Genomic DNA, 23,728 nt, shown 5'->3' on the forward strand with positions numbered 1-23,728 from the left:
TTAATTCTCCCCGGCAATAATGACCTGAATCCCTTTTTCCCGCAGCTGGGCGACGGTTTCATCCTCCACGTCGCTGTCGGTGATCAGCACGTCAACCGCATCCAGGCTGCACACCACGTTCGGGCTGCGGCGGCCAAACTTGGATGAGTCGATCAGCAGCACAATCTTCTTCGCCGCCCGGCACATCGCCTGGCTGACGGCAAAGACTTCATTGAAGGTGGTGACGCCCGCGGTGATCTCTACCCCATCGGCGCCGATAAACAGCGTATCAAAGCTGAAGTGGCTGAAGGCGGACTCCGCCAGGCTGCCGTGGAACGAGGCGGAGGTGCTGCGGTAGGTGCCGCCGGGCATCAGGATCACCTGATCGTTGTTCAGCTCCACCAGCTCGTTGACGATGCCGAGGCTGTTGGTCATCACGGTGATATTATTGAAGCGCGCCAGATGCGGCACCATTTGCAGCACGGTACTGCCCGCGTCAAATATCAGCGAGTCGCCCTCGTGGATCAGCCCTGCCGCCAGCGCGGCAATGCGCTTTTTCTTCTCGATATTGATCAGCGTTTTTCTGTCGATGGGCTGATCGCCTTCATCGCGGTTCAGCATCACGCCGCCGTAGGTACGGATTACCGCGCCCTCCTGCTGAAGCCGGGCAAGATCCTTGCGGATAGTGGTTCCCGTGGTGTTGAAGTGCGCGATCAGCTCCTCCACGGTGGTGCGTCCCTTATCCTGAAGATAATCGAGAATGTGTGCCTGACGCTGTACAGGTTTCATAAAACGGTCCTTTGCAATATCTGAACTGTTCCTCTTCACCCCGGACGGCATAACGCGTGATGCAAAGGATTAATCTTTCAGAATGAAAGGTATCACCGTTTATTTGAAATGGCTAATGCCAGCGCCTGCTGCGCGGATTTATTACGCGGAAACATGATCTCGGGACGGATTTCGCTGGCCAGTTTTCCGGTCAGCATCCCTTCGCTCTGCGGTCGGGAAAATACCGTCAGCCCCTTGATTAAAAAGTTGCCGAGCACCCGGCGATCGTCATCCAGGCTCAGCACCACGACGACGCGGGGCTTAAAGCGCCCGGCAGAACGACCAATGCTGATACTGCCGTTGTTATCGGCCAGGTCGGCCAGCGCCTGATTAAAGCGGCGGATTTGCACCCAGCCCAGCGCGATTTGTCCGAGCCAGGCTACGCCCGCCAGGCAGATTAAGCTATTAACAGGATCCATCGAATCACCTCCAGAACCGGCAGCCGAAGCTGCCGGGGTTAAATCAGAACATCACCTGACCGCCGGTGATATTCACCGACTGTCCGGTGCAGTAGGCGGCTTTATCGCTTGCGTAGAACAGCAGCACGTTCAGCACATCCTGATAGTCGCAGCCGCGCTTCAGCGGCACCTTGTCGATGTAGTGCTGCTCCACCTCTTCCGGTTCGATGCCCAGCTTCTCGGCGTACTGCGGCAGCAGGGACTGGAACATCGGTGACTTCAGCAGGTTGCCCAGCATCAGCGAATGCACGGTAATGCCGTACTCCGCGAGGTCCAGCGCCAGCGACTGGGTCAGCCCCACGCCGCCAAACTTGGCCGCGCTGTAGCCGGAGTTGTGTTTGCTGCCCACTTTACCGGATTTGGAGTTGATCTGGATGATGCGGCCTTTAATGCCGTCGCGGATCATCAGCTTCGAAAACTCTCTGGCGCAGAGGAAATAGCCCACCAGATTCACCTGCAGCGACAGGTCAAAATCGTTCAGCCCGAACTCGGTAATCGGTGCCGCACGCGCCACACCCGCGCTGTACAACAGCAGATCGGAGCGGCCAAAGGTTTCATCTACCGCCGCGGCCAGCGCCACGACACTGGCTTCTTTGGTGGCATCAGCCTCGAAACCGGCGGCACGCCCTTCCCCATAACGGTTGTTAATGGTGTCCGCAACGCGGCGGGCGTTCTTAATATTAAGGTCAGCAACCGCAACGCGATAGCCGGCTTCCGCCAGCCCTTCGCACAGGTAAGCACCCAGCGTCTGACCGCCACCGATGACTACAGCAACCTGATCCATGATTCTCTCCTGGTTATTCACTCAATAAACGAAACTTCTGGCCCGCGCCGATCGCCGACGGCGCAGCGCCGGAGACGTGGACGGTACCGGGAAACTCGGCCTCACCCGCGCCGTCAAAACGCACGGTGATATGCCCGAGGTCGCGCAGGTTTTCCCGCGCCACCTCACCCACCGCCGTCACCGGCCAGTGCTGCTCGCCGATAGCCAGCACCGACCCGGCGCCAAACGCACCGCCGTCATTAATATCGGTGCGGTGGATAAAGCAGTACTCGGCGACATCTTCCGGCGCGCCTTCGCCGAAGGTGATGATGAAATTGTCTTCCAGCGCCGACATGGCCTCAGCGCCGACGGCGACAAACGTGGATTCGTAAACGGTTTTCATAGCTCTCCCCAGTTACTGATAAATAAACCCGGACGCGGCCCAGGCAAGAAGGACCGCCGGTGCGCCGGTCAGGAAGCGGCCAACCAGCACCGAAGGCACCCCGACGCGTACCGTCTCCTGGCGGGCATCGGCCAGCGACAGGCCGACCGGAATAAAGTCACACGCGGCCTGCGAGTTGATGGCGAACAGCGCCGGCAGGGCCAGATGCGGAGGAATGTTGCCAAGGCCGATCTGCACGCCAACCAGCACCCCGATCACCTGAGCGATAACCGCACCCGGGCCGAGAAAAGGGGACAGCAGCGGGAAGGAGCAGATCAGCGCCAGCGTCACCAGTCCGACCGGACTGTTGGCCAGCGGCGTGAGTCCGTGCGCGATCAAATCCCCCAGCCCGGACGCCATGATGATGCCGATCAGCGCCGAGACGAATGCCATAAACGGCAGGATGGTTTTCAGTACGGTATCAATGGTTTCACGACCCGCCTGGAAGAACACCGCCACCACCGAGCCCATGCCCATGCCGACTTTCGCCAGCAGGCCGTCGCTCTGTTCGGTGATTTTTTTGCTGGTATCGTAGTCACGCGTGCCGGCAGCCGCCGGCGCTGAACCCGCAGTTGCCGAGGCAGCAGCCGATGCCGGCGCTGAAGCTGAAACCGGGGCAGTCGCCGCCGAGGCTGTGGAACCCGCCACTGCCGACGAGCTGGCGGAACCCAGCGCATCCGCCTGAGCCGCTGCGCCCTCTGCCACGATGTTGATATCGCCGGGACGCACGCCGGAAACGTAGATATCCTCGACGATATACTGCGCCAGCGGGCCGGATTTGCCGGTGGCATGAATGTTAACCGTGGGAATACGGCGCTTCGGATAGATACCGCAGCGCAGCGTGCCGCCGCAGTCGATCACCGCCACACCGATCTCTTCCGCCGGCGGCTCCCCTTCCTTGAAGCCGTCCACCGCTTCCCAGCCGGTGACTTCCCGCAGTCGGTCGACAATCGCCGGACGCGTGCCTGCGGTGATATAAACAATTTTTTTGCCTGGTGTGGCGGTCAGAGTCAGCGGGCCGCCCCAGCCGCTCTCGCCTTTTTTAATCTCAATCGTGTTAGCCATCGTTTACTCCGCGCTTATAAACGAACCTGACGGTCCAGTTGAATACGCATTTTTTTCTCAAAGATGGTGGTGGTCAGATCGGTCACCCAGCCACGGAAGAAGTTCATGATCATGCCGACCAGCAGATAGCTGACCGCGAGTGGACCCAGCGGCAGATTCAGCGTGGTCAGCCCGCTGGCGATGCCGAGATAAACGAACAGTTCACCGGGGTTGATATGCGGGAACAGGCCGTTCATGGAGTGGCAGCTGTAGGAGGCCGAGGCGTAGTAGCTGGGCTTGTATTTTTCCGGCAGAAACTTGCCGAGGCTTAGCGTCATTGGATTACAGAAGACAAAGGTGCCGATTACCGGCAGGAGCAGATAGCGGGACACCGGATTCCCGGCGCAGCGCTGCGCCAGCCGTTCGATGCGGCGCTGGCCGACGAACACAATCAGCGCGTTCATAACCACCAGCAGGCTGATCAGCAGCGGCAGGATGCCCGTCACCATGCCGACAAACACTTCCCCGCCTTTCTGGAAGAGGCCGATAAACCATTCGGCCCCGTGGGTGATGCTTTCAATCATTGTTAACCCCTCGCGTAGAGAACAGATAAAACGTTCTTATTCACAGCGCTAAGAAGGTAGATCGAAAACCATTTAAAAAAAGCAATCTATGTCACAAAACGATTATAAAATCTTTCATTGTGAAAGAAACAATGAAAGGTAAAATCTTTCATTTAGGATGAGAAGTGGGTGAAAAGCCGTTTATTGGGGGTTTTTGGCATGGGCGGGAGTTGCGCTGGCTGGCAGCGCCCCCGTTCGGGCGGTCCTCGCGCCGCTTCGCGGTCCCTGCAGTACGTTCATTAACCGGTAGGGCCGTGAAGCTAAGCTGTTTGCATAAACGAGAGTTGCGCTGGCTGGCAGCCCCCCCGGCCGGGCGGTCCTCGCGCCGCTTCGCGGTCCCTTCACTTCGTTCGTCAGCCGGTCGGACCGCCACAGACGGGCGTCCCTGCCCGGCTGTGACTTTCGGCCGCGTCCATGCGGCCGAATCCTGGCTTCCTCTCTCCGTTCAGCGCTGCGGATTGCCCGATCGGGGGCGCTGCCAGCCTGCTCTCTGACTTCTGCGTTGCCTGAAAGCCGAAAAGCGATGGAATGGATTAAAGGGGACAGCCTCTGCTGCTGCGCAAGGGCATCCGCAGCGCTGAGGTGTAACCATTGAGCCAGGAGACGACAACAAGGATGTTGGCGTCAGGCCGGGTTTGAACAGGGACGTTCAATCCTGGCCGATCCGTCGGCGCAATGGCGTAACCGAAGGCACCGCAACGCGGCGCGAGGACCGCCCTGAAGCAGCAGCAGAGGCTGAACCCCAAACCCCCGTTCCATAGCAACTTGTTACTCAACATAACCCAGCTTCCAGCTTATTCAGATGTTGACCCTTACCAACTCAAGACGCTGATTTAACGAATAAAATTAGAATTTATAATATTTAAAAAGCGATGAAATGATCAACGAGGGGACAGCCTCTGCTGCTGCGCAAGGGCATCCGCAGCGCTGAGGTGCAGCCCTGAAGCAGCAGCAGAGGCTGAACCCCTACCCCATATTTCACAGCACCACCTTCCTACAAACTAAAAACGTTGAAAATGTAACAAGGGAACAGCCGCTTAAGTTGACACGCTCAATCTGCATGCATGATTTTGTAAACCTGAGGAATAAAAGGAAGAACAATACTTGATGCTATAACCTACGGGTTATATCATTATTGTATAACCTGAAGGTTATAGGTGATGCAAATTTGGACGATAGTTACACGGCCACGCTTTGATGCATGGTTTGCCCGGCAAAGTGATGCAGTACAGGAAGAGATCTTAGCGGTACTTACCCTCTTACGGGAGGATGGCCCTAATCTCGGGCGACCACAGATTGATACACTCAACGGTTCATCATACTCAAATATGAAAGAGTTGAGGGTGCAGGTGGGAGGGCATCCTGTACGAGCCTGCTTTGCTTTTGATCCCCGCAGACGAGCTATCGTTCTATGCGCGGGTGATAAAAAAGGTGAAGATGAAAAGCGTTTCTACAAGCGTCTGATTAAAACGGCAGATACAGAGTATGCAAAGCATCTGCAAAGTCTGGAGGAGGAATAATGGCAACGTTCGAAGAACTGCTGGCACAGCGAACTCTCGAAAGTCGGGAACGCATTGCAGCGCGGGCGGATGAGATCCGCCAGGAAAACACGCTGGCAAAGATCCGTGAAGAGCTTCAGCTATCCCAGGTGCAGATAGCGGATGCCATGGGAATTACGCAGCCGGCCATCGTCAAGATGGAGAAGGTAGAAAACGATCCGAAACTCTCTACGTTAAAACGCTATGTCAAAGCTCTCGGTGGTGAATTATCGCTGGACGTCACGCTCCCTAACGGCAAACGTATTGCACTGCATCTTTAATTCCCGAACGCCAGCAGGACAGGCACACACCGCGAAAAACTATTCATCCAGATACAGCTGTTTTAACGCTTCCGAATTCATAATTAATATTTTGCCGTATCTGGCATCAATCCAACCCAGCTTCTGCCAGTCCACCAGCCGCTTATTGATCGTCTGACGGGTGGTATTGATGATGGTGGCCATATCATCCTGCGTCAGGTACAGACCAATCAGAATGCCCCGCTCGTGCGGCTCTCCGTAAGCTTCCGCAAGGCTGATTAATCGCTTTGCCAACCGGGCCGATACCGACAGCAGCGTGGTGTCGTTCAGAATGGTAAAGGCGTTTCTGACCACCCGGCACAGCAGCAGCGCGAGGAATTTATAAAAAATCGGATAGAGGTTTAGCAGCGTCTGCACATCGTGGGAGGAGAGCACCAGCAGCAGGGTTTTGTTAATTACGCGGGCATCGTGGGTTCTGGCAGATTTATCCAGCATGCCGATTTCACCAAACCAGCTGCCGGGAGCGAGGTAGCGAAAGACGCACTCTTTGCCATCGGCACCGAGGGAGCTGACTTTTACCGCGCCGGAGAGCACCGCATAGAGTCCGCGCGAGGAATCGCCCTGGTAGTGGATAACGTCGCCATCTTCATAGCTGCGGATGCTGGACAGCTCGACGATTTTGGCGATCAGGTAGTCCGGCACTTCGTTAAACCAGCTGCTTGTGGAGAGGATAGCCAGTAATTCCTGTTCCGACAGGGTGATAACGTCGCCTTCGGGCTGAAGCAGGTACTGGCCGTTGTCGGATAATTTCACGTTGTTTACCTTTGCTGCCGGGTGGGGATAGGGATGGGAATTTATAGCATTTATTTGATGTCTGCTGGCTTCGGCGATCGCGCTGACGGGTTTTGCCCCCGGCCGGGCTGGTCCTCGCGCCGCTTCGCGGTCCCTTCACGTCGCGCGTCAGCCTTACGGACCGCCGCAGACGTGCGTCCTGCACGGCTGCGCCTTTCGCCAGCTTCCCTGCTGGCGAATCCGGGCTTCCTTCCTCCGTTCAGCGCTGCAGATGCTTCAACCGGGGGCAAACCCTTTCCGCTGCTTAGCTTTCGCGTTGCCCGATTAAATATCCCGTTTCGTAAATTCAGCCAGCTTCATCTCTTTCATTTCAGCGCGGCGGAAGGTTCCGTGGAGCGAGGAACCGCCACCTTGTTATCCATCCCCATGCGGCGCAGCAGCAGGATCATCACGCCGCCGATAAAGGTCACCAGCGCGAGGAAGTACAGCCCCGCCCGGGCGGAATGGAACGTCTGCTCTGCCCAGACCCGGATATTCGGGGCGACAAAACCGCCCAGATTACCCATCGAGTTAATCAGCGCAATCCCCGACGCCGCCGCCGTGCCGCCCAGATAGGAAGACGGGAAGGTCCAGTACAGCGGCTGCATCGCCAGATGCCCGGCCGCGGCCACGCACAGCGCGGTGATGGCGATAACCGGGACGCTGTCAGCAAAGCCGGAGATGGCAATACCCGCCGAGCCGAGCATAAAGGTCACCGCCGCCACGATCCGCCGCTCGCCCAGCTTCTCGGAAAGGCGCGGCACGTAATAGACCGCAATCGCCGCGCACAGAGGAGGAATGGCGGTGACAAAGCCCACCAGCAGACCCACTTTGGTGCCCATCAGCGTGGCAATCTGCGTCGGCAGGAAGAAGTAAATCCCGTAGCCGCAGACCTGCACGGTAAACCAGATCAGGCACAGATACAGCACCTTGATATCCAGCAGCGCCGCCAGCGCGCCCTTCGGCCCGTGAGCAATTTTTTGTTCGTCTTCCGCTGCCAGCTTATCGGAAAGCGCTTTCTTCTCGCTGGCGTTCAGCCATTTGGCCTTTTCCGGGCGATCGTCCAGGTAAAAAATCACCCACACCCCGACGATAGATGCCAGCAGCCCCTCAACGAGGAACATCATCTGCCAGCCGTGCAGGCCAAAGGCAAACGGCGTGCCGTCCAGCGTCAGCAGCCCACCCGACAGCGGCCCGCCGATAATAAACGCCAGCGGCGCACCGAACAGAAAATACCCGGTCACCCTGGCGCGGATATGCAGCGGGAACCAGAACGTCAGATACAAGATCACGCCCGGGAAGAAGCCGGCTTCGCTCACGCCGAGTAAAAAACGCAGGAAGATAAAAACGTTCTCGGTATGGGCAAACATCATTGAGGCGGAAACTAAACCCCAGGTGATCATAATCCTGCCGAGCCATATTCTGGCGCCCACCTTATAGAGCAGAATATTGCTGGGCACTTCAAACAGCGCGTAGCCGATAAAGAATATTCCCGCGCCAAATGCATAGGCGGCATCGCTCAGCCCGGTATCGTACTGAAACTGTTGTTTAGCGAAGCCAATATTAGCCCGGTCCAGATAGGCCAGAATAAACATAAGCGTCACCATCGGGATAATTCTTTTTATCGCTTTACTGATGGCGACGGACAAATGATCGGGAGACGTATTATCCATGACATTCCTCTGCTGATGTTATTTTAATTATCGATACAGTGATGAAATAAAGGGTACAGTCCTGAAATAGTAAAACCGGATTATCTGACGCTGAATCGCTCTAAAGCTTCCGGACGTAACGTGGTACCCGCGCCCGGCTCAACAGGCGTTTGATACACGCCGTCCTTCACCACCACCGGGTTAACGAAGCAGTCCAGCGTCCACGGAATATACTCCAGCAGCGAGCAGGCCGGGTGCGCCATCACCAGGTGCAGCTGCGCCTGCATCATATCGCCATGGTGCGGGGTCACCGGCAGATTGAACGCCATGCCCAGGTCGGCAATTTCCCATACCGCCGTCAGCCCGCCGCAGCGCGTGGCATCGGGCTGCAGGTAGTCAACGGCACCGGCCAGCACAAACTCCTTAAATGAATCAAACTGATACAACAGTTCGCCCAGGGCAATCGGCGTGGTCATATGTTTTGCCAGCTCTTTGTGGCTGGAGACATCATCGTGCCACATCGGCTCTTCGAACCAGGTAATGTCATAGTCGGCCAGACGTGGGCCGTACTGCTTTGCCGTGCTGATATCCCATTTGGCATTGGCATCCACCATCAGCTGGGCATCGTCACCGATCGCTTTTCTGACGGCTTCAATGCGGCGGATATCCTCTTTCGGATCCGGCTTGCCGATCTTCATCTTGATGGCGTTAAAGCCTTCTTCGAAGATCATTTTTTTACAGTCATCCACCAGCTCGGCGGTTTCACGCACCAGCCATCCGCAGTCGGTGTTATAGGCGGAAACTTTCGCCTGCCTCGATCCGCCAAACAGCTGCCACAGCGGCTGCCCGGCGTGCTTGGCCTTCAGATCCCACAGCGCGATATCAATCGCCGACAGCGCCATTTGCATCAGCCCGCCGCGCCCTACCCAGATATTGGTTGAGCTGCGGGATAACTTGCGGTGCAGGTGGCGCACTTCGGTCGGGTCTTCGCCAATCAGCATCGGGCCAAAAACGTCGGTAATAATAGTGGTGATCAGGCGGTCGGTGGTGATATCCGCGTGGGTGCCGGTATGACCATAGCCCACCAGACCGCATTCGGTTTCAATCATTACCCCCGGCATGCCCCAGTGGGTAATGCTGTGGGTGGAGTCTCCAATGATGTTTTTCGTCACCGGAACATGCATGATAAACGGGGTAAGTTTCTTTATTTTCAGTGTATTAGACATCAGTTTTTACCTGGCAATGTTAATGTGGGTATACTCTAACAACGACCCAAACCGATGACTGTCAAACGGCATACACATCCCCTGCTGCCGCCAGATTTAGTTGGAAAATTTGAACTGGATCTAACTTTTCAGGAAATTATTCCACAAAAAAAATGCCCCAAAACTCAGCATTAAACAGATACACCCACCGGATTTAAAAAAACAAACCCGTTTCTAAACAACGCGTAAAACCTTTATTACGTTACATCACTAAATAACAACTCCGCATAATAAAAAATAACCGCCACGGTCTGAGGCAGGAAAATAACCGCAACAAAACATAAAAGAAGCACCCAAAGCCAACGTATATTCACCTGACGAAAACATTTTTTACTTATTACAAATTCAGTTAATAAAAAGTTAAATTCATTAATTATCGAAACAGCCAATATTGCGCCAAAACACCAGGGAGTGCATATGTACGATATTATCGTTATGGGAAGTATTAATATGGATGTGATTGTTAACTGCCATCACTTTCCTTCAAGCGGGGATAATACCTTCTGCGAATCCATTCGTTTAGCCGCAGGGGGGAAAGGCAATAATCAGGCGGTCAGCGCCGCGCGCTACGGCAAAAAAGTCTGCTTTCTGGGCTGTATCGGTGATGATGCCCCCGGCAGGCAGCTGCGGCAAAACCTGCAGGAACGGGGCATTGACGACCGCTGGCTGATGGTGAAAGAAGGCGTGGGGACCGGTTCCTGCGTGGGTCTCGTGGAGCCGGGCGGCGAAAACACGCTGCTGGTGAATCTCGGCGCTAATTTTGCTTTCGGCGAAGAAGAAATCAGCCAGCGGCTGGATTCGGTAAACGGAAAAATTCTGCTGATCCAGATGGAAACCAGCAAAGAGTCGGTGCTGGCCGCCGTGCGCACCGCGCGTGCCAAAGGCATGCTGATTATTCTCGATCCGGCTCCGGTGCAGGGCATTAATCCGGCCTGCTTCCCTTACGCCGACATCATCGTGCCGAACAGCAGCGAAGCCAGACGTATTTCCGGCGTGGAGGTGAAGGATGAACGCTCGGCGCTGGCGGCAGCAAAGATTATCCATGGTATGGGGGTTAAAAACGTCATTGTGAAAATGGGCGGCAACGGATGCCTGCTTTATCGCAATGAAAAATCGACGTTTTTCCCTGCTCTGAAGGTCGAGGCGGTGGATACCGTCGGTGCCGGTGACTGCTTTGCCGGCGCGCTGGCAAACTACCTGATCGACCATCCCGATAACCTTGACGAGGCCATTCGTTTTTCCCACGTGGTGGCCGGCATCAAGGTTTCCCGCCGGGGCGGCCAGGACGCCATGCCCTCGCTTGATGAAGTCAACGCCGTGTTGAACAAGGGTATGCGCACGGAATAAAACGCGCGCAGAGCTAACACGTTATTTCCATGGAAAAGGAAGAGCCGACCTATGTTTGCTTCACTGAATAGCGGGTTTACCGCTTTTATTTCGCTTGGCGCACCGGCGATGATGTTCTTTATTATCACGCTGCTGTCACTGATCTTCAGGGTTAAAATATCGAAAGCGCTGGAAGGCGGCATCCTGATTGCGCTGGCCCTCACCGGCATGGGCGCAGTCATCACCTTATTAACCGGCGCCTTCGCGCCGGCCTTAACCCAGTTTGTCGAGTCAACCGGCGTCACCCTGTCGATTACCGATCTGGGCTGGGCACCGCTAGCGGTCATTACCTGGGGGTCGGTCTATACGCTCTATTTCGCCACCGTCTGCATTATCCTCAATGTGCTTCTGCTCACGCTCAATAAAGTCAAAACGCTCAATGTGGACCTGTTTAATATCTGGAATCTGTCGGTGATAGGCCTGCTGACCCTGTATTACTCAGACAGCAATTTGATACTCACCACCTGCGTTGTCGGTGTGGTTTACATTCTGATGCTGTTCAATTCCGATGTGATGCAGCCGCAGATTAAAGCGCTGATGAAATATGACCGCAGCAGCATCACCACCACCGCGCACCCTTCCCTGCTGATTTGTCCGCCGGTTCTGGTGATTAACGAACTGATATCAAAGCTGATCCCGTCTATTGATAAATATGACTTTGACGCGGAAAAGCTCAATCAAAAAATCGGCTTCTGGGGGTCGAAATTTGCCATCGGCGTTTATCTGGGGTTCTTCGTCGGGCTGCTCGGCAGGCTGCCGATGAGTGAACTGTTTTCGCTGGCCTTCACCGCCGGGGTGTCGCTGGAGCTGTTCGGTGCGGTCGGTAACTGGTTCGGACCGGCGATCAAACCTCTGTCCGACGGTATTGCCAGTATTATGGAAAAGCGCATGAAGGGCCGTCAGATCTATGTGGCCATCGACTGGCCGATCCTCGCTTCCCGCGCGGAGCTGTGGGCCGTGGCCAATATCCTCGCCCCCATCCTGCTGGTTGCGGCGATCCTGCTGCCGGGGAACAGGGTACTGCCGCTTGGCGGCATCCTGCTGACCGTCCTGGCGCCTGCCCTGCTGGTGATCACCCAGGGAAAAGTGATCCGCATGACGCTGATCGGCACGCTGCTGATCCCGCTTTTCCTCTGGGCCGCCACGCTGATTGCCGAGTTCGTTACCCAGACCTCCATCGCCATGCACAGCTTCCCTAAAGGAATGGCATCCGATCAGCTGTTCTCATCCGTCGATTCCGACCCGCTGGAAAAAATGCTGTCGATGCTGATCGCCAAAGCCAGCGTCACGCTGAATCCGCAGATGCTGATGCTGGCGGCGGTGGCCACCGTGGCCTATCTGGGTATGTTTGTCTGGTACTTTAAACGGATGAAGAAAATTAACGCCGCGCGGTTTAGCGCTACGCCCGTTGCTGATGGCCCGCAGAACTGAAGATCCCGATCGGAGGCAATCTGAAAGCCATTAATGCCTTGTGAATAACTGACCGCGCGGGAATGGCAGGTAGCATGGCGTGATAAAGCAGCGCATCACAGCCAGCGGGAGTCCTGAGAATGTGCCCGAAACGCCAGATTCGGGCACAGAGAAAACCGTGCAGACCACATTCCTGCCGATTGCGGTCAGCCGGTTCCGGCCGGGTTAAAAGTTGTAATCCAGCATCAGCTTATACTCGGTGGTAATCGCATCGCCGTGGGTCACCCAGTTTCCACTCTGCGCAATATCAGAGCCGGTCACTTCCCCCGACACGGTAAAGCGTGTGGTGATGGGATAGTTGGCCGTCAGTTTGACAAAGCGATAGCGCGTATCCTGGAAGACCTCGCTGTTATCCTGCAGCGCGTTGTCCTTTTTAAAGTGGCCGTAGCCGCCGCTGAAGGTGGTGGAGAGCCGGCCCCAGTTGTGCCAGACGCCGGCGGAGGTCGTCCAGTCCCTGCTGTCGATATTGCCCCACTGCGCCCGCTCAAGAATGCCGGAGGAGAACGCCTGACGGAACCAGACCCCGGTGGTGTTGTTGATAATGTACTGTACGCCCGGCTCAATCTGGAACGAACGCAGATCGCGGTCGTTTTGCGATGCGCCGCTGCGGCGATGGTCGATCTGCTGATACAGATAGCCAAAGAACGACAGGCGATCCATCGCCCGCAGGTCGGCAAAGAACTTGGCCCGCGCCTGCCAGCGGTCGTCCTGCGAGGCGCTGCCGCCCATCACATCCCAGCCGAAGCGCAGCCACTGGTAGAAGTATTCATGGCCGACAATCACCTGCGTCCACTGATCCTGGCTGAGGTAAGTTTGATTATCCCAGGCACCGTTATAGTTGGTGGTGCGCCCGTCGGAGAACGCCAGATACCAGCCCGGCAGCGCATCGTGGCGCATCACGCCCTGCACAAAGGTGGCGGATTCGCTGCCGTTATGAAAGCTGCTGTGCCGCCAGTTGTTATCCTCAATGGCGTACTTCACTTTCAGCTGGCCGTGGATTTTTCCCCCGGCCGGATTTGAAGAGCGCGCCGAGGTCCACATCACCGCCTCGTCGAGATAGGACCAGGGATCGACCGCAATGACGTTTCCCGCCCGGTCTTTTGCCAGACTCATACCGGCATGGGTGACGCCGGGTAATATCAGTGCAATTAAAACCGCCAGGGCATGATAATTTTTCATAATAAGATCCCATTAAAGCATTTCTTTAAAATTCAATTCGGCGTGAATGCCATCTTTTTGCGGCAGGCTGATGCTCCAGGGTTTGTCTTCCATGGCATACATTCTCGTGCTGAACGCGGCTTGATTATTGATATAGAACACCGCCATCGAATTCTGGATCAGGATCTTAAGCTCAACTTTTTCCCCCAGGGGAATATCAACCCAGGACTCGGCATTAGCCTGATTAACCGAGGCCAGCGGTGAATTAAAGAAATAGACCTTCCCTTTGCTTTTATTAAATACCACGTTGAGCCGTGCTTCACCGACGTTGTTATTATTCACGCCAAAGCTCATTGCCATTCCGGCGCTGGGGATATCCACGCTGGCGGTCAGCACACCGCGTTTCGGTAAGGCCGGATAAACCGCCGAGCGCAGCGGACCGAACTGCGTGGCGGTGGTAACCTGCGCGGTGCTTTCCAGCGTCCGGGTTCTGCCGCCGTTGGCGTCGATTGCCGCCTGCAGCTCCTGCGGAATCACGCTGTTAAGCTGGCCGTTGGCACCGGCGGTCAGCTCATGCCCGACCAGATTCCCCGCCCAGTCGATATTGCCGCCGTCGCTGTTGCCGCCTTTGGTGGGGATCCAGCCAAAGACAAACAGCCGGTCGTCTTTCATTACCAGCTTACCGGCATACAGCCCCGCGCCGTCGAACACGTAGCTGTCCGGCTTGCGCCACGGCCCTTCGGGTGTATCCGCCACGCGGTACTGGGTCAGGCGCAGCGGCCACTGATCGCTGAAGCTCAGATACCAGCGTCCGTTGAAATACACCAGCGTCGGGCACTCCAGATTGGAGTCCGGGGCAATGGTGTCGTTATCGATGAAGACCCCGCGATCCTGCCAGGTTTTTAAATCTTTTGAACTGTAGCGGGCAATGATCCCACGCCCGTTGCTGCGGGTGGTGATCAGCATCCAGTACTCCTGTTTCTCCTCCACCCACACCACGTGCGGATCGCGGAAGTCATTACCGCGATAGTTCGCACCCGGTAAAATCGTATCCTGCGGATGCTTAACCCAGTGAAGGCGGTCCTGGCTGGTGGCGTGCATAATCGACTCCACCGGGAAAACATTCGCGTTGTGCGCGGTATACCAGGCGTGCCAGGTATCGCCGACCTTAATCATTGAGCCGGTGCCTAATAACAGTTCCGGGCTGTCGACATCATTCACATAGGGAATAACCTCGGAGTGATTCTGATAGTGATATAAATCCGCACTGGAAAGTAAATGAATGGCGTGCACGCCTAAATCGCCGCCGCCGCGAATATCATTCAGATAAAAAATATTAAATTCACCGTTATCGTAAGCCGGCATCGGGTCGCCTACGAATGAACCTTTAATTTTCGGGAAGAAGTCTTCAACGTGGGTAATTTTTTTATTTTCCAGCGTTTCCTTACCCATTTGTGCATAAGCGGCAATATTGCCGCCCGCCAGCAGCAGCAGTGCGGCCAGCGCCGCAGAGGTTAATTTTTTCATGATTACGTTGCTCGTCAGAAATTATAAACCGCGCCCACCACGGTGAACGGCGTCCAGGAGTAGCCCGCGGTGGTCCAGGCACCGGCCTCTTTGGTGAATTTCGCTTTAAATTCGCCGTACAGGCGAAGCTCATCCACAATCGGGTAGCTGAGGGTGCCGCCGACGTACTGATAGCGGCCATCGTAGAACAGCTCGTAGCTGTCGCTGGCGTTGGTGGTTTTCTTCTGGCCGACGCCGACGTACAGCGAGGTTAACAGCGGGTACCAGTTTTTCCACAGTCCGGCGGACACCTTCCATTCACGTTCGATGATATCGCCCCACTGCTCGCGCTCCTGGCGGTTGTAGGAGTAGAACGGGCGCAGATACAGGCCGAGATCCGGGTTCACGCGGTACTGCAGCGCCGGTTCGGTTTCGAAAATGAGTTTTTCCAGATCGCCGTTGCCCGGCTCCGTGCCCTGCGGCTGGAACTCGCCAAAGGCGTAGCCCGCAATGCTCCAGCGGTCGGAGAGTCGCAGGTCCTGCCACAGCTTGAAGCGGCTTTTCCAGCGCTTGCCGGCCGACTCCGAGCCGCCCATCACTTCCGCACCGATATTGCCGCGCCAGGTTTCAAAGATATGCCCGATAAAGACTTCGTTAATCGTATTGGTGCCGCCGTAGTGCTGATTGCTGAACTGGCCTTTATAACTGTCTTCGCGGGCGTTATAGAAACCAAAATACCAGTTCGGCATTTCGTCATGACGTAAAAAAGCCTGTAGCGTGGCGTATTTAAATTTCCCGCCGTTGTGTTCATTATTGCTGCGGCGCGCATCGTCAATTTCAATCTGCGTGCCGATATTGCCGTGCAGGCCACCGGCTTCCATATTGCGGCCGACGCTGTTCCAGTGTACCGGCGGCTCGTCCTGGCGCAGGCGCAGTACGCTGACCTCGTTGGCGTTGCTGAGCAGCACACCGCCTTTATCGGGAACGGAGCCTGGCGCTGCTGCACTGCCGTGCACGGACTGCCCGCCCGGGGCAGCGGCTGCCCGATCGTTCAATCCCGTCAGCGCTGCGGCGGGTGTTGAAGAGACTCCTGCTGCTGCCGTTGTACCGTCAGATGCGGATGTGGCTGAAGCTGCTGATGCCGTTGCACCGTCAGATGCGGATGTTACTGACGGCGCGTTACCGGGTGCCGACGACGACGTTTTACCGTTCGCAGCAGCAGCGGATTTACCGCTGGCTTTGGGCGTATCTAAATCGTCGTGAAAATAACTTTGATAGCCGCCAATATAATTATCGCTATTATCTTTTATTTCATCAGCCATAGCTGGAAGGCTTAACAGCGTTGCCATAATTAGCATGCCATTTCTGCCGTTAACCATTCCGCGCGGACTTATTACCCTATAACGGTGGAGAGGAGAGGTTATTGCTTTCATTTTATTATCCTCGTTATTCAGAGCACAACGATGCCTACCTGAGAAAGGCATTAATTCAGAACGGGTGGCCGCAGTACGGAATGTACTGCGGCAAAGGTTAGATTAGTTATCCAGCGACCAGTATCCCCCCTCTTTCAACACCGCGCTGCCGTTATTAGCGAACAGCAGCAGATCGCGCTGGTCAGCACGCGGATAGATGCGGCTGCTCAGGCAGGCTTCGCCGTCGTTGACGAACACCTCTACGGAGGAGCTATCAATAAACAGGCGCAGGGAGAGAATACCGCCGGCAGGCAGCGCGATACTGCGGCTGCCCTCAACGCCGAATTCCGGGTAGCGGCGATCCAGCACCAGCCGCTGCGCCTGGTTATCCACGTAAACGCGCAGCCCATCGCCCAGCGCAATACCGTATTCTTCCGCCGCTGCCGGATGCTGCTCCCACCGCAGCTCCACTTCCACCGCCTCGGCATTGGCCAGCACCAGCGTCTTCTGGTTTTTCAGATGCTGCACCGGGATCGGATAGTGGCTGCCGCGCAGGGCGGTCACTTCCGCCGCGGGCTTCATCAACAGACGGTTATCGTCGCTGAGGCTCAGCTCGCGCGGCAGGGATAGCATCCCGGACCAGCCGTCCTGCTGCTCCGGCATCGCCGACTCCCACATCGACAGCCAGGCAATCACAATCCGGCGGCCATCCGGGGTGAGGAAGCTCTGCGGGGCATAAAAATCGTGGCCGTGGTCCATTTCCACAAAACCACCGTCGCGCACAAACGGCTGCCCCGGCTGCCAGTCGCCCAGCAGATAGCCGCTCTGGAACAGGTTACGGTGGTGATAGCCGTCAGCGGCGATGCCCTGCGGAGAAAACATCAGTACGCGCCTGCCGTTAAGGGTGAAGACGTCCGGGCACTCCCACATAAAGCCCATGCCCGCTTCCGCTTCGTCGAAGATGCCTTCATCGTGCCACTGGTGCAGATCGGCGGAGCGATACAGCCGCACCTGGCCGGTGTCGCCGACGCGGGAGCCGACGATCATGAACCACTCATCCCCCTCGCGCCACACCTTCGGATCTCGGAAGTGATGCAGCCCCGGTGGCGTGTCGACCACCATGCCGTGGCGCTCAAAGTGAATGCCGTCGCGGCTGGTGGCCAGGCACTGCACCTGGTAGAGATTGTCGTCGCTGCCCGCATCGCCGATAAAGCGGTGCCCGGTATAAATCAGCGCCAGCGTATCGCCGTTGACCACCGCAGAGCCGGAGAAGCAGCCGTCTTTATCGTCCGGCCCTTCGGGAGCCAGCGCCACCGGCAGGTGTTCCCAGTGAACCAGGTCCTTACTGCGCGCGTGCCCCCAGTGCATCGGCCCCCACTGCGTGGAGTACGGATGGTGCTGATAAAACGCGTGATACCAGCCGTCAAACCACACCAGACCATTAGGATCGTTGATCCACCCGGCGCGCGGAGCCAGGTGATAGCGCGGATACCAGCGCGTGTTCACTTCGGCCTGGGCTTTTTCGAGTGTCTGTTCCGCTTGTTCTAACATTGACGTCATAATGTTTACTCTTGCTGAATTAAACCGCATTGGGCTGTGGAAAAGAGTGCCCGGTCGGCGTGCCGTTCGAGCGTAAAAGGAAGATGGAGATAAAGGTGGTGCAGAACACCATGATGCCCATGATCAGATACGACTGCGCGAAGCCGAACTTCTCGTAGCTGAATCCGGCCAGCGGCGACAGCACGGTGCCGATCACCGAGCTGGTGCAGGCAAAGCCCACCAGATAGAGGGTGGAAGACAAACGCTTATCAAAATTCAGGCTGTTGTATTTGAAGATGGCCACCAGCAGGATCGGCAGTTCAACCGCGTGCAGCAGCTTGGTGATGGAGATCAGCAGCGGCCCTTCCACCAGCCCGGAAGCGACCATCCGCAGCGCCATCACCATCCCGGCGAAAATCAGGCCGTTTTTCGCGCCGATGCGGTTAACCAGCCACGGGGCGCAGAACATGCCCGCCGCTTCAAGAAACACCTGGAACGAGTTCAGGTAGCCAAACATGGCGTTGCCTTCGCGCAGCGTCGGGAACTGCGAGGCGAAGTAGACCGGGAACTGCTGGTCGTAGACGCCGTAAATGCAGGTGCCGATAACGAAGAACACCAGCGCCCAGAAGCGCGGCAGCGTCAGCAGGCGCAGCGCGTCGTCGAGGGAGATCCTGCTGGCCGGAACGCCCTGCTCTACCGTACCCGCCGGGAGGGAAACCTTCAGGCGGGTCAGCAGCCAGAAGAACACCAGACCGGAAACGGAAGCGGCCATAAAGTTCAGATGCGGATTGAGGTTAAACAGCAGACCGGCGAAGAAGGTCGCCACCGCCCAGCCCAGCGAGCCCCACATTCTGGCGCGGCCAAACTCAAAGCCGTCGCGGCGTGCGGCGCGTTCGGTGTAGCTTTCCAGCACGCCAATCCCGCCGTTAAAGGTGAGGCCGATAAAGAAGCCGCCGAAAATACTGCCGAGCAGAATGTTAATGTTCAGCAGATAGCCAAACAGCATATAGGCCGGGCCGGAGAGGATCAGCATCAGGGTGATCACCCACAGCAGGTTTTTTCTCAGCCCCAGTTTGTCCTGGATAAAGCCGTAGCAAATCTGGGCAAACAGCGCAGAAACCGACAGCACCGAAAAGATGATCCCGGTATCCGCCGCTTTCAGACCCACTTCCTGATGCAGCCAGATCGAAAGCAGCGAGCTGGATGAAGACCATGTCACAAAGAAAAAAAACAAAAGTGCGCTAAGAATCAAATAATTATGAGAGTGTTCTTGTTTCATAACGGCAAACTCCAGGGAAGGTATGCCGCGAATGGTAACGTTAACCAAACGAACTATTCATGCGGATTGCGTTCACTATATGATGTTAATCACACGAGTTAACGTTAACATACCTGTTATGAGAGCTGGATCAAATTTATGTTCAGATCCGCCTGAAGCCGGTACGCATGCGCGTGGAATAGCGTAGTATTTTATACATCAACGAGTTAATTCGATTATCGCAGGGATAACACAATGTCTTCACTAAAGGACGTGGCAAAACTGGCAAACGTCTCCCTGATGACCGTCTCGCGCGCCATCAACACGCCCGAGCGGCTTCGGCCGGAAACGCTGGCACACGTTCAGGCGGCGATAAAGCAGCTCAACTACGTGCCCGACCTGTCGGCGAAAAAGGTCCGCGGCGCCCGCGCCACGCCCAATGCGATCGGCGTGCTGGCGCTGGATACGGTCACCACGCCCTTCTCCGTTGATATCGCGCTGGCGATAGAGGAAACGGCCCGCGCCCACGGCTGGCACAGCTTCGTGATCAACATGTTCGAGCACGACAATGTCGATGACATTATGAACCTGCTGCTGTCGCACCGCCCGGCGGGGGTGATCTACACCACCATGGGCCTGCGCCACGTGCAGGTGCCGAAAAAGCTGCTTACCCTGCCCTGCGTGCTGGCCAACTGCGAAAGCAGCAATGCACCGCTGGCCAGCTATATTCCCGACGATGAACAGGGCCAGTACGCCGGCACCCGGGCGCTGCTGGAGGCCGGCTATCGCCAGCCGCTGTGCCTGCATCTGCCCGAACAGCGCGTGGCCAGCCACCGCCGGCGCAGCGGACTGGAACGGGCCTGCCGCGAGCAGAATATCGACCCGAACGCCTTTACCCATCTTTATATGGCCAGCGGCGACGAACACTATCGCGACATTCCGGCGATGGTGCTGGCGAATATCCGCCAGGGTAAACCGCAGTTTGATTCGGTGATCTGCGGCAACGACCGAATGGCTTTTATGGTCTATCAAACCCTGCTCGGCCACGGCATACGCATTCCTCATGATGTGGCGGTACTGGGCTACGACAACATGGTTGGCATCGGCGATCTGTTTTTACCGCCGCTTTCCACCGTGCAGCTGCCGCACTACGATATTGGCCGCCTCAGCGCGCTGCATATCATCAACGGCAACGACCACTGCGACACGATTAAGGTCAACAGTCCGCTGCTGCTGCGCGACTCGCTGTAAGGTCAGAGATATCGCGCCTCAAAGAGGGGGAAAAAAGGATCTCGTCGATTTTTGCACATACGTGCAAAGAATTCGCAGAACTGTAACATTGCGCCGATATATTCCTGTCAGACCTTCACTGCCAGGGATAACCCCGTGTCCTACCAAGTTGAAACCCGCCACCGCCCAGCCGCGTGGCCCAGGATCCGCCATACGCTGTCGATCGTCAGCCATGAACCCGCCAATCTGCTGGCCGCCCTGCTGCTGATGCTGTTCAGCTGGATTATCCTTGCCCCGGTGGTATCGGTACTGCTGAATGCGGTGCTGGTTCAGAGCGGCGATGAAGGCCGCACCGGCGCGACCGAAGGCACCGTCACCGCCTATTACCTGCTGCGCACGCTGACCTCGCGGATGTCCGAACTGCTGCTGTGGACGCCGATGCTCAATACGCTGGCGGTGGCCCTGAGCACCGTGGTGGGGGCGATGGTGGTGGGCGTTTCGCTGGCGTGGCTGATTAACCGCACCGATATCGCCGGCAGAAAGTGGTTTGCCACCCTGCTGATCGTGCCGTTTATGCTGCCTTCCTGGACCTTCGCGCTGGCGTGGAGCACCATTTTCAAAAACCACACCATCGGTGGACAGCCGGGCTGGCTGGAAGCCATGGGCATTCAGACGCCGAACTGGATGGCCTACGGTTACTTCCCCATCGTCGCCATTATGGTGCTGCACTACGCCCCGCTGGTGATCCTGATCGTCGGCAACGCGCTGAAGCGCATGGACAGCCAGATGGAAGAGTGCGCGCGGGTGCTGGGCGCATCCCGCAGGGCGATCGCCTTTAAAATCATTATTCCTCTGGTGCGCCCGGCGCTGCTTTCCGCCGCGCTGCTGATTTTTGCCGACTGCATCGGTGAGTTCGCGCTGCCGTATATCCTTGGCCTGCCGGTGCATTTCGATACGCTCTCCACCGGGCTGTATCGCGCTATCGGCACGCGCCAGTCCGGCGTGGCGGCGGTGATCGCCACGGTGATCATGCTGATGGGCATGCTGACCCTGATGCTGGATATGAAAATGCTGCGCGAGGCGAAACGCTTCATTACCGTCGGCGGCAAGGGCGTGATGGAACGCCGCCGCAGTCTGGGCCGCTGGCGCATCGCCGCCGGGAGTCTGCCGCTGCTGTTCGTGACGCTCGGCGTGGCGATCCCGCTGCTGACCCTGTTCCTGTCGACCATCATGATCCTGCCGGGGCGCTTTAACGCCGACAACTTCACCCTCGCCTACTGGATCGGCCATGACCTCGATACGGTGGCGCTGCGCAGCGGCATTCTGCTGACGCCGGAGTTCTGGCACACGGTGGGGAACACGCTGCTGATCGTCGGCTCGGCCTCCGTCGCCTGCGGCGTGCTGGGCCTGCTGGTCGGCTACGCGGTGATGCGCTGCCATTTTCGCTGGATGGCCGCCTGCCTGCGCCAGCTGACTTTCCTGCCTTATCTGGTGCCGGGCATCGCCTTCGCCGCCGCCTTCCTCTCGCTGTTTGCGGTAGCCCGAGGCCCGGTCCCGGCGCTGTACGGCACGCCGCTGATTCTGGTGCTGGCGCTGATTGCGGAAAAAATGCCCTACGCCAGCCGTTCCGGCATCGCCGCGATGACCCAGCTGGGTAAAGAAGCCGAAGAAGCGGCGCGCATTGCCGGAGCAGGCTGGTTCGCCCGTATTCGCCGCATCGTGATCCCGATTCAGGCCGCGCCGCTGGCTACCGGCGTGCTGCTGCCGTTTATCTCAGGGATTAAGGGCGTCAGCCTGTTCGTCATCCTCGCCACCCCGGCGACCGACGTGCTGACCACTTATTCGCTGCGCCTGATTGACTACAACTACCAGCAGGCGGCCAACGCCGTGGTGCTGATGATTGCGCTGATTTCATGGGCTGGCACGGTGATGATCCAGAGGATCACCGGTACCGGTCTGGCTGACGGACTGGAGAAATAAGATGCCGACAATTCATTTAAATAACCTTACCAAGACCTACCCCGGCAGCGATGCGCCGGCGGTGAATAACATTAACCTGACGGTGAAAGACGGCGAGTTTATGTGCCTGCTGGGGCCGTCCGGCTGCGGTAAAACCACCATCCTGCGGATGATCGCCGGGATCGAGCACGCCAGCGGCGGCGAAATCCGCATTGGCGAGAAGATCGTCGACTCCATTGCCCACGGCACCTGGGTGCCGCCGGAAAAGCGCGGCATTGGCCTGGTTTTCCAGAGCTATGCGCTGTGGCCACATATGACGGTGGAGCAGAACGTGGATTTCGGCCTGCGCCTGCAAAAGGTGCCCGCCCGCGAGCGCATTGCCCGCTGCCAGGACGTGATGGAAAAGCTGCGCATTGCCGACTACGCCAGACGCTATCCGGCCCAGCTTTCCGGCGGCCAGCAGCAGCGCGTGGCCCTGGCCCGCATGCTGGCGGTGAATCCCGGCGTGCTGCTGCTGGACGAGCCGCTCTCTAACCTCGATGCCACCCTGCGCCTCGAGATGCGCGCCGAGCTGCGCCGCCTGCATGAAACCTTCGGCACCACTATCGTCTTCGTCAGCCACGATCAGTGGGAGGCGATGACCCTCGCCACCACCATTGCGGTGATGAGCGCCGGGCATATGCAGCAGGTCGGCACCCCGGATGAGATCTACGCCACCCCGGCCAACCGCTTTGTCGCCGAATTTATCGGCACGCCGCGGCTGAATATGATCCCGCTGAACCCGGCGGCCAGCCCGCTGGCACGGCATCTTCAGCAGCGCTTTAACCTGCAGGATCGCACCCTGCACTGCGGCATTCGCCCGGAGGAGATCGTGCTCAGCGAAGGCGCCGGCAACAACGGCATCGCGATGACCATCGACAACATTATGCCCACCGGCGGCAGCTGGGTGATTGAACTGGTGGCCGGAGACGATCGCCTGTTCCACTCCACGCAGCTGCGTCCTCGCTGGCAGGCGCGCCAGCAGGTGCACTGCCAGCTCCCGACCCACTCCCTGCACTTCTTTAACAGCAGCGGGCTGCGTCACGACGTTTACGCACGTTAATTCGTTTTTATCACTTTAAGGGAAC

The 23,728-nt window shown here is 57.3% G+C and carries 21 protein-coding genes; 7 read left to right on the forward strand and 14 right to left on the reverse strand.

What is annotated here, in order from left to right:
• The 6 genes from srlR to srlA all read right to left on the reverse strand — a co-directional run bounded on the left by srlR (position 1) and on the right by srlA (position 4,098).
• Entirely contained in the window at positions 1 to 768 is a 768-nt protein-coding gene (gene srlR, locus PGH32_RS16260; protein WP_337894565.1) for a glucitol operon DNA-binding transcriptional repressor SrlR, read from the reverse strand.
• 92 nt (positions 769 to 860) lie between these two features.
• The gene (gutM, locus tag PGH32_RS16265; protein WP_337894566.1) at positions 861 to 1,226 is read right to left on the reverse strand and encodes a transcriptional regulator GutM; all 366 of its coding nucleotides are present in this window, start codon (positions 1,224 to 1,226) and stop codon (positions 861 to 863) included.
• Between the two features lie 43 nt (positions 1,227 to 1,269).
• Complete coding sequence (gene srlD, locus PGH32_RS16270) at positions 1,270 to 2,049, reverse strand: sorbitol-6-phosphate dehydrogenase (protein WP_314417416.1); 780 nt, start codon at positions 2,047 to 2,049, stop codon at positions 1,270 to 1,272.
• 13 nt (positions 2,050 to 2,062) lie between these two features.
• A complete protein-coding gene (locus PGH32_RS16275) occupies positions 2,063 to 2,431 on the reverse strand; it encodes a PTS glucitol/sorbitol transporter subunit IIA (RefSeq protein ID WP_314417414.1) in 369 nt (122 codons plus the stop codon).
• A gap of 12 nt (positions 2,432 to 2,443) precedes the next feature.
• Positions 2,444 to 3,535: a PTS glucitol/sorbitol transporter subunit IIB gene (gene srlE, locus PGH32_RS16280; protein ID WP_337894567.1), complete on the reverse strand. Its 1,092-nt coding sequence runs from the start codon at positions 3,533 to 3,535 to the stop codon at positions 2,444 to 2,446.
• A gap of 14 nt (positions 3,536 to 3,549) precedes the next feature.
• Positions 3,550 to 4,098 carry a PTS glucitol/sorbitol transporter subunit IIC gene (srlA, locus tag PGH32_RS16285; protein WP_123331897.1) on the reverse strand — a complete coding sequence of 183 codons (549 nt, stop codon included), beginning with the start codon at positions 4,096 to 4,098 and terminating at the stop codon, positions 3,550 to 3,552.
• A gap of 1,205 nt (positions 4,099 to 5,303) precedes the next feature.
• Here srlA and PGH32_RS16290 point away from each other — a divergent pair.
• Positions 5,304 to 5,657 carry a type II toxin-antitoxin system RelE/ParE family toxin gene (locus tag PGH32_RS16290; RefSeq protein WP_443112801.1) on the forward strand — a complete coding sequence of 118 codons (354 nt, stop codon included), beginning with the start codon at positions 5,304 to 5,306 and terminating at the stop codon, positions 5,655 to 5,657.
• On the forward strand, positions 5,657 to 5,956 hold the full coding sequence (locus tag PGH32_RS16295) for a helix-turn-helix domain-containing protein (RefSeq protein ID WP_123331899.1): 300 nt from the start codon (positions 5,657 to 5,659) through the stop codon (positions 5,954 to 5,956). Before PGH32_RS16290 ends, PGH32_RS16295 begins: the two co-directional genes overlap by 1 nt.
• Before the next feature lie 39 nt (positions 5,957 to 5,995).
• Here the strand turns inward: PGH32_RS16295 and PGH32_RS16300 are convergent, their stop codons facing one another.
• From PGH32_RS16300 to PGH32_RS16310, 3 genes are all read right to left on the reverse strand, one after another.
• Positions 5,996 to 6,748, reverse strand: a complete 753-nt coding sequence (locus PGH32_RS16300) for a Crp/Fnr family transcriptional regulator (RefSeq protein ID WP_314417405.1) — start codon at positions 6,746 to 6,748, stop codon at positions 5,996 to 5,998.
• Positions 6,749 to 7,092: 344 nt separating this feature from the next.
• Positions 7,093 to 8,439 carry an MFS transporter gene (locus PGH32_RS16305; RefSeq protein ID WP_337894570.1) on the reverse strand — a complete coding sequence of 449 codons (1,347 nt, stop codon included), beginning with the start codon at positions 8,437 to 8,439 and terminating at the stop codon, positions 7,093 to 7,095.
• Between the two features lie 80 nt (positions 8,440 to 8,519).
• Complete coding sequence (locus PGH32_RS16310) at positions 8,520 to 9,644, reverse strand: mandelate racemase/muconate lactonizing enzyme family protein (protein ID WP_314417402.1); 1,125 nt, start codon at positions 9,642 to 9,644, stop codon at positions 8,520 to 8,522.
• A gap of 456 nt (positions 9,645 to 10,100) precedes the next feature.
• Here PGH32_RS16310 and PGH32_RS16315 point away from each other — a divergent pair, with 456 nt between their 5' ends.
• Together PGH32_RS16315 and PGH32_RS16320 are read left to right on the forward strand one after the other, a co-directional pair.
• Positions 10,101 to 11,030 carry a ribokinase gene (locus tag PGH32_RS16315; RefSeq protein ID WP_314417401.1) on the forward strand — a complete coding sequence of 310 codons (930 nt, stop codon included), beginning with the start codon at positions 10,101 to 10,103 and terminating at the stop codon, positions 11,028 to 11,030.
• Between the two features lie 51 nt (positions 11,031 to 11,081).
• Positions 11,082 to 12,500 (forward strand): PTS transporter subunit IIC, encoded by a 1,419-nt coding sequence (locus PGH32_RS16320; protein WP_337894571.1) that lies wholly within the window; start codon positions 11,082 to 11,084, stop codon positions 12,498 to 12,500.
• A 204-nt stretch (positions 12,501 to 12,704) separates the two neighbouring features.
• On the opposite strand, the gene PGH32_RS16325 is transcribed toward PGH32_RS16320, so the two are convergent.
• The 5 genes from PGH32_RS16325 to PGH32_RS16345 form a co-directional block, all read right to left on the reverse strand.
• Positions 12,705 to 13,718 (reverse strand): OmpG porin family protein, encoded by a 1,014-nt coding sequence (locus PGH32_RS16325; RefSeq protein WP_337894572.1) that lies wholly within the window; start codon positions 13,716 to 13,718, stop codon positions 12,705 to 12,707.
• Between the two features lie 12 nt (positions 13,719 to 13,730).
• Complete coding sequence (locus tag PGH32_RS16330; RefSeq protein WP_337894573.1) at positions 13,731 to 15,224, reverse strand: glycoside hydrolase family 32 protein; 1,494 nt, start codon at positions 15,222 to 15,224, stop codon at positions 13,731 to 13,733.
• Positions 15,225 to 15,238: 14 nt separating this feature from the next.
• Positions 15,239 to 16,525: an OmpG porin family protein gene (locus PGH32_RS16335; RefSeq protein ID WP_337894574.1), complete on the reverse strand. Its 1,287-nt coding sequence runs from the start codon at positions 16,523 to 16,525 to the stop codon at positions 15,239 to 15,241.
• Between the two features lie 213 nt (positions 16,526 to 16,738).
• Complete coding sequence (locus PGH32_RS16340; protein ID WP_337894575.1) at positions 16,739 to 18,175, reverse strand: glycoside hydrolase family 32 protein; 1,437 nt, start codon at positions 18,173 to 18,175, stop codon at positions 16,739 to 16,741.
• A gap of 19 nt (positions 18,176 to 18,194) precedes the next feature.
• A complete protein-coding gene (locus PGH32_RS16345; protein WP_337894576.1) occupies positions 18,195 to 19,433 on the reverse strand; it encodes an MFS transporter in 1,239 nt (412 codons plus the stop codon).
• A gap of 234 nt (positions 19,434 to 19,667) precedes the next feature.
• Here PGH32_RS16345 and PGH32_RS16350 point away from each other — a divergent pair, with 234 nt between their 5' ends.
• The 3 genes from PGH32_RS16350 (at position 19,668) to PGH32_RS16360 (ending at position 23,703) form a co-directional block, all read left to right on the forward strand.
• Positions 19,668 to 20,663 carry a LacI family DNA-binding transcriptional regulator gene (locus tag PGH32_RS16350; protein WP_337894577.1) on the forward strand — a complete coding sequence of 332 codons (996 nt, stop codon included), beginning with the start codon at positions 19,668 to 19,670 and terminating at the stop codon, positions 20,661 to 20,663.
• A gap of 135 nt (positions 20,664 to 20,798) precedes the next feature.
• Complete coding sequence (locus PGH32_RS16355) at positions 20,799 to 22,622, forward strand: ABC transporter permease (RefSeq protein WP_337894578.1); 1,824 nt, start codon at positions 20,799 to 20,801, stop codon at positions 22,620 to 22,622.
• Position 22,623: 1 nt separating this feature from the next.
• Entirely contained in the window at positions 22,624 to 23,703 is a 1,080-nt protein-coding gene (locus tag PGH32_RS16360) for an ABC transporter ATP-binding protein (protein WP_314417383.1), read from the forward strand.
• Positions 23,704 to 23,728 lie beyond the last annotated feature (25 nt).

Source organism: Erwinia sp. SLM-02 (genome assembly GCF_037450285.1).
GTDB lineage: Bacteria > Pseudomonadota > Gammaproteobacteria > Enterobacterales > Enterobacteriaceae > Erwinia.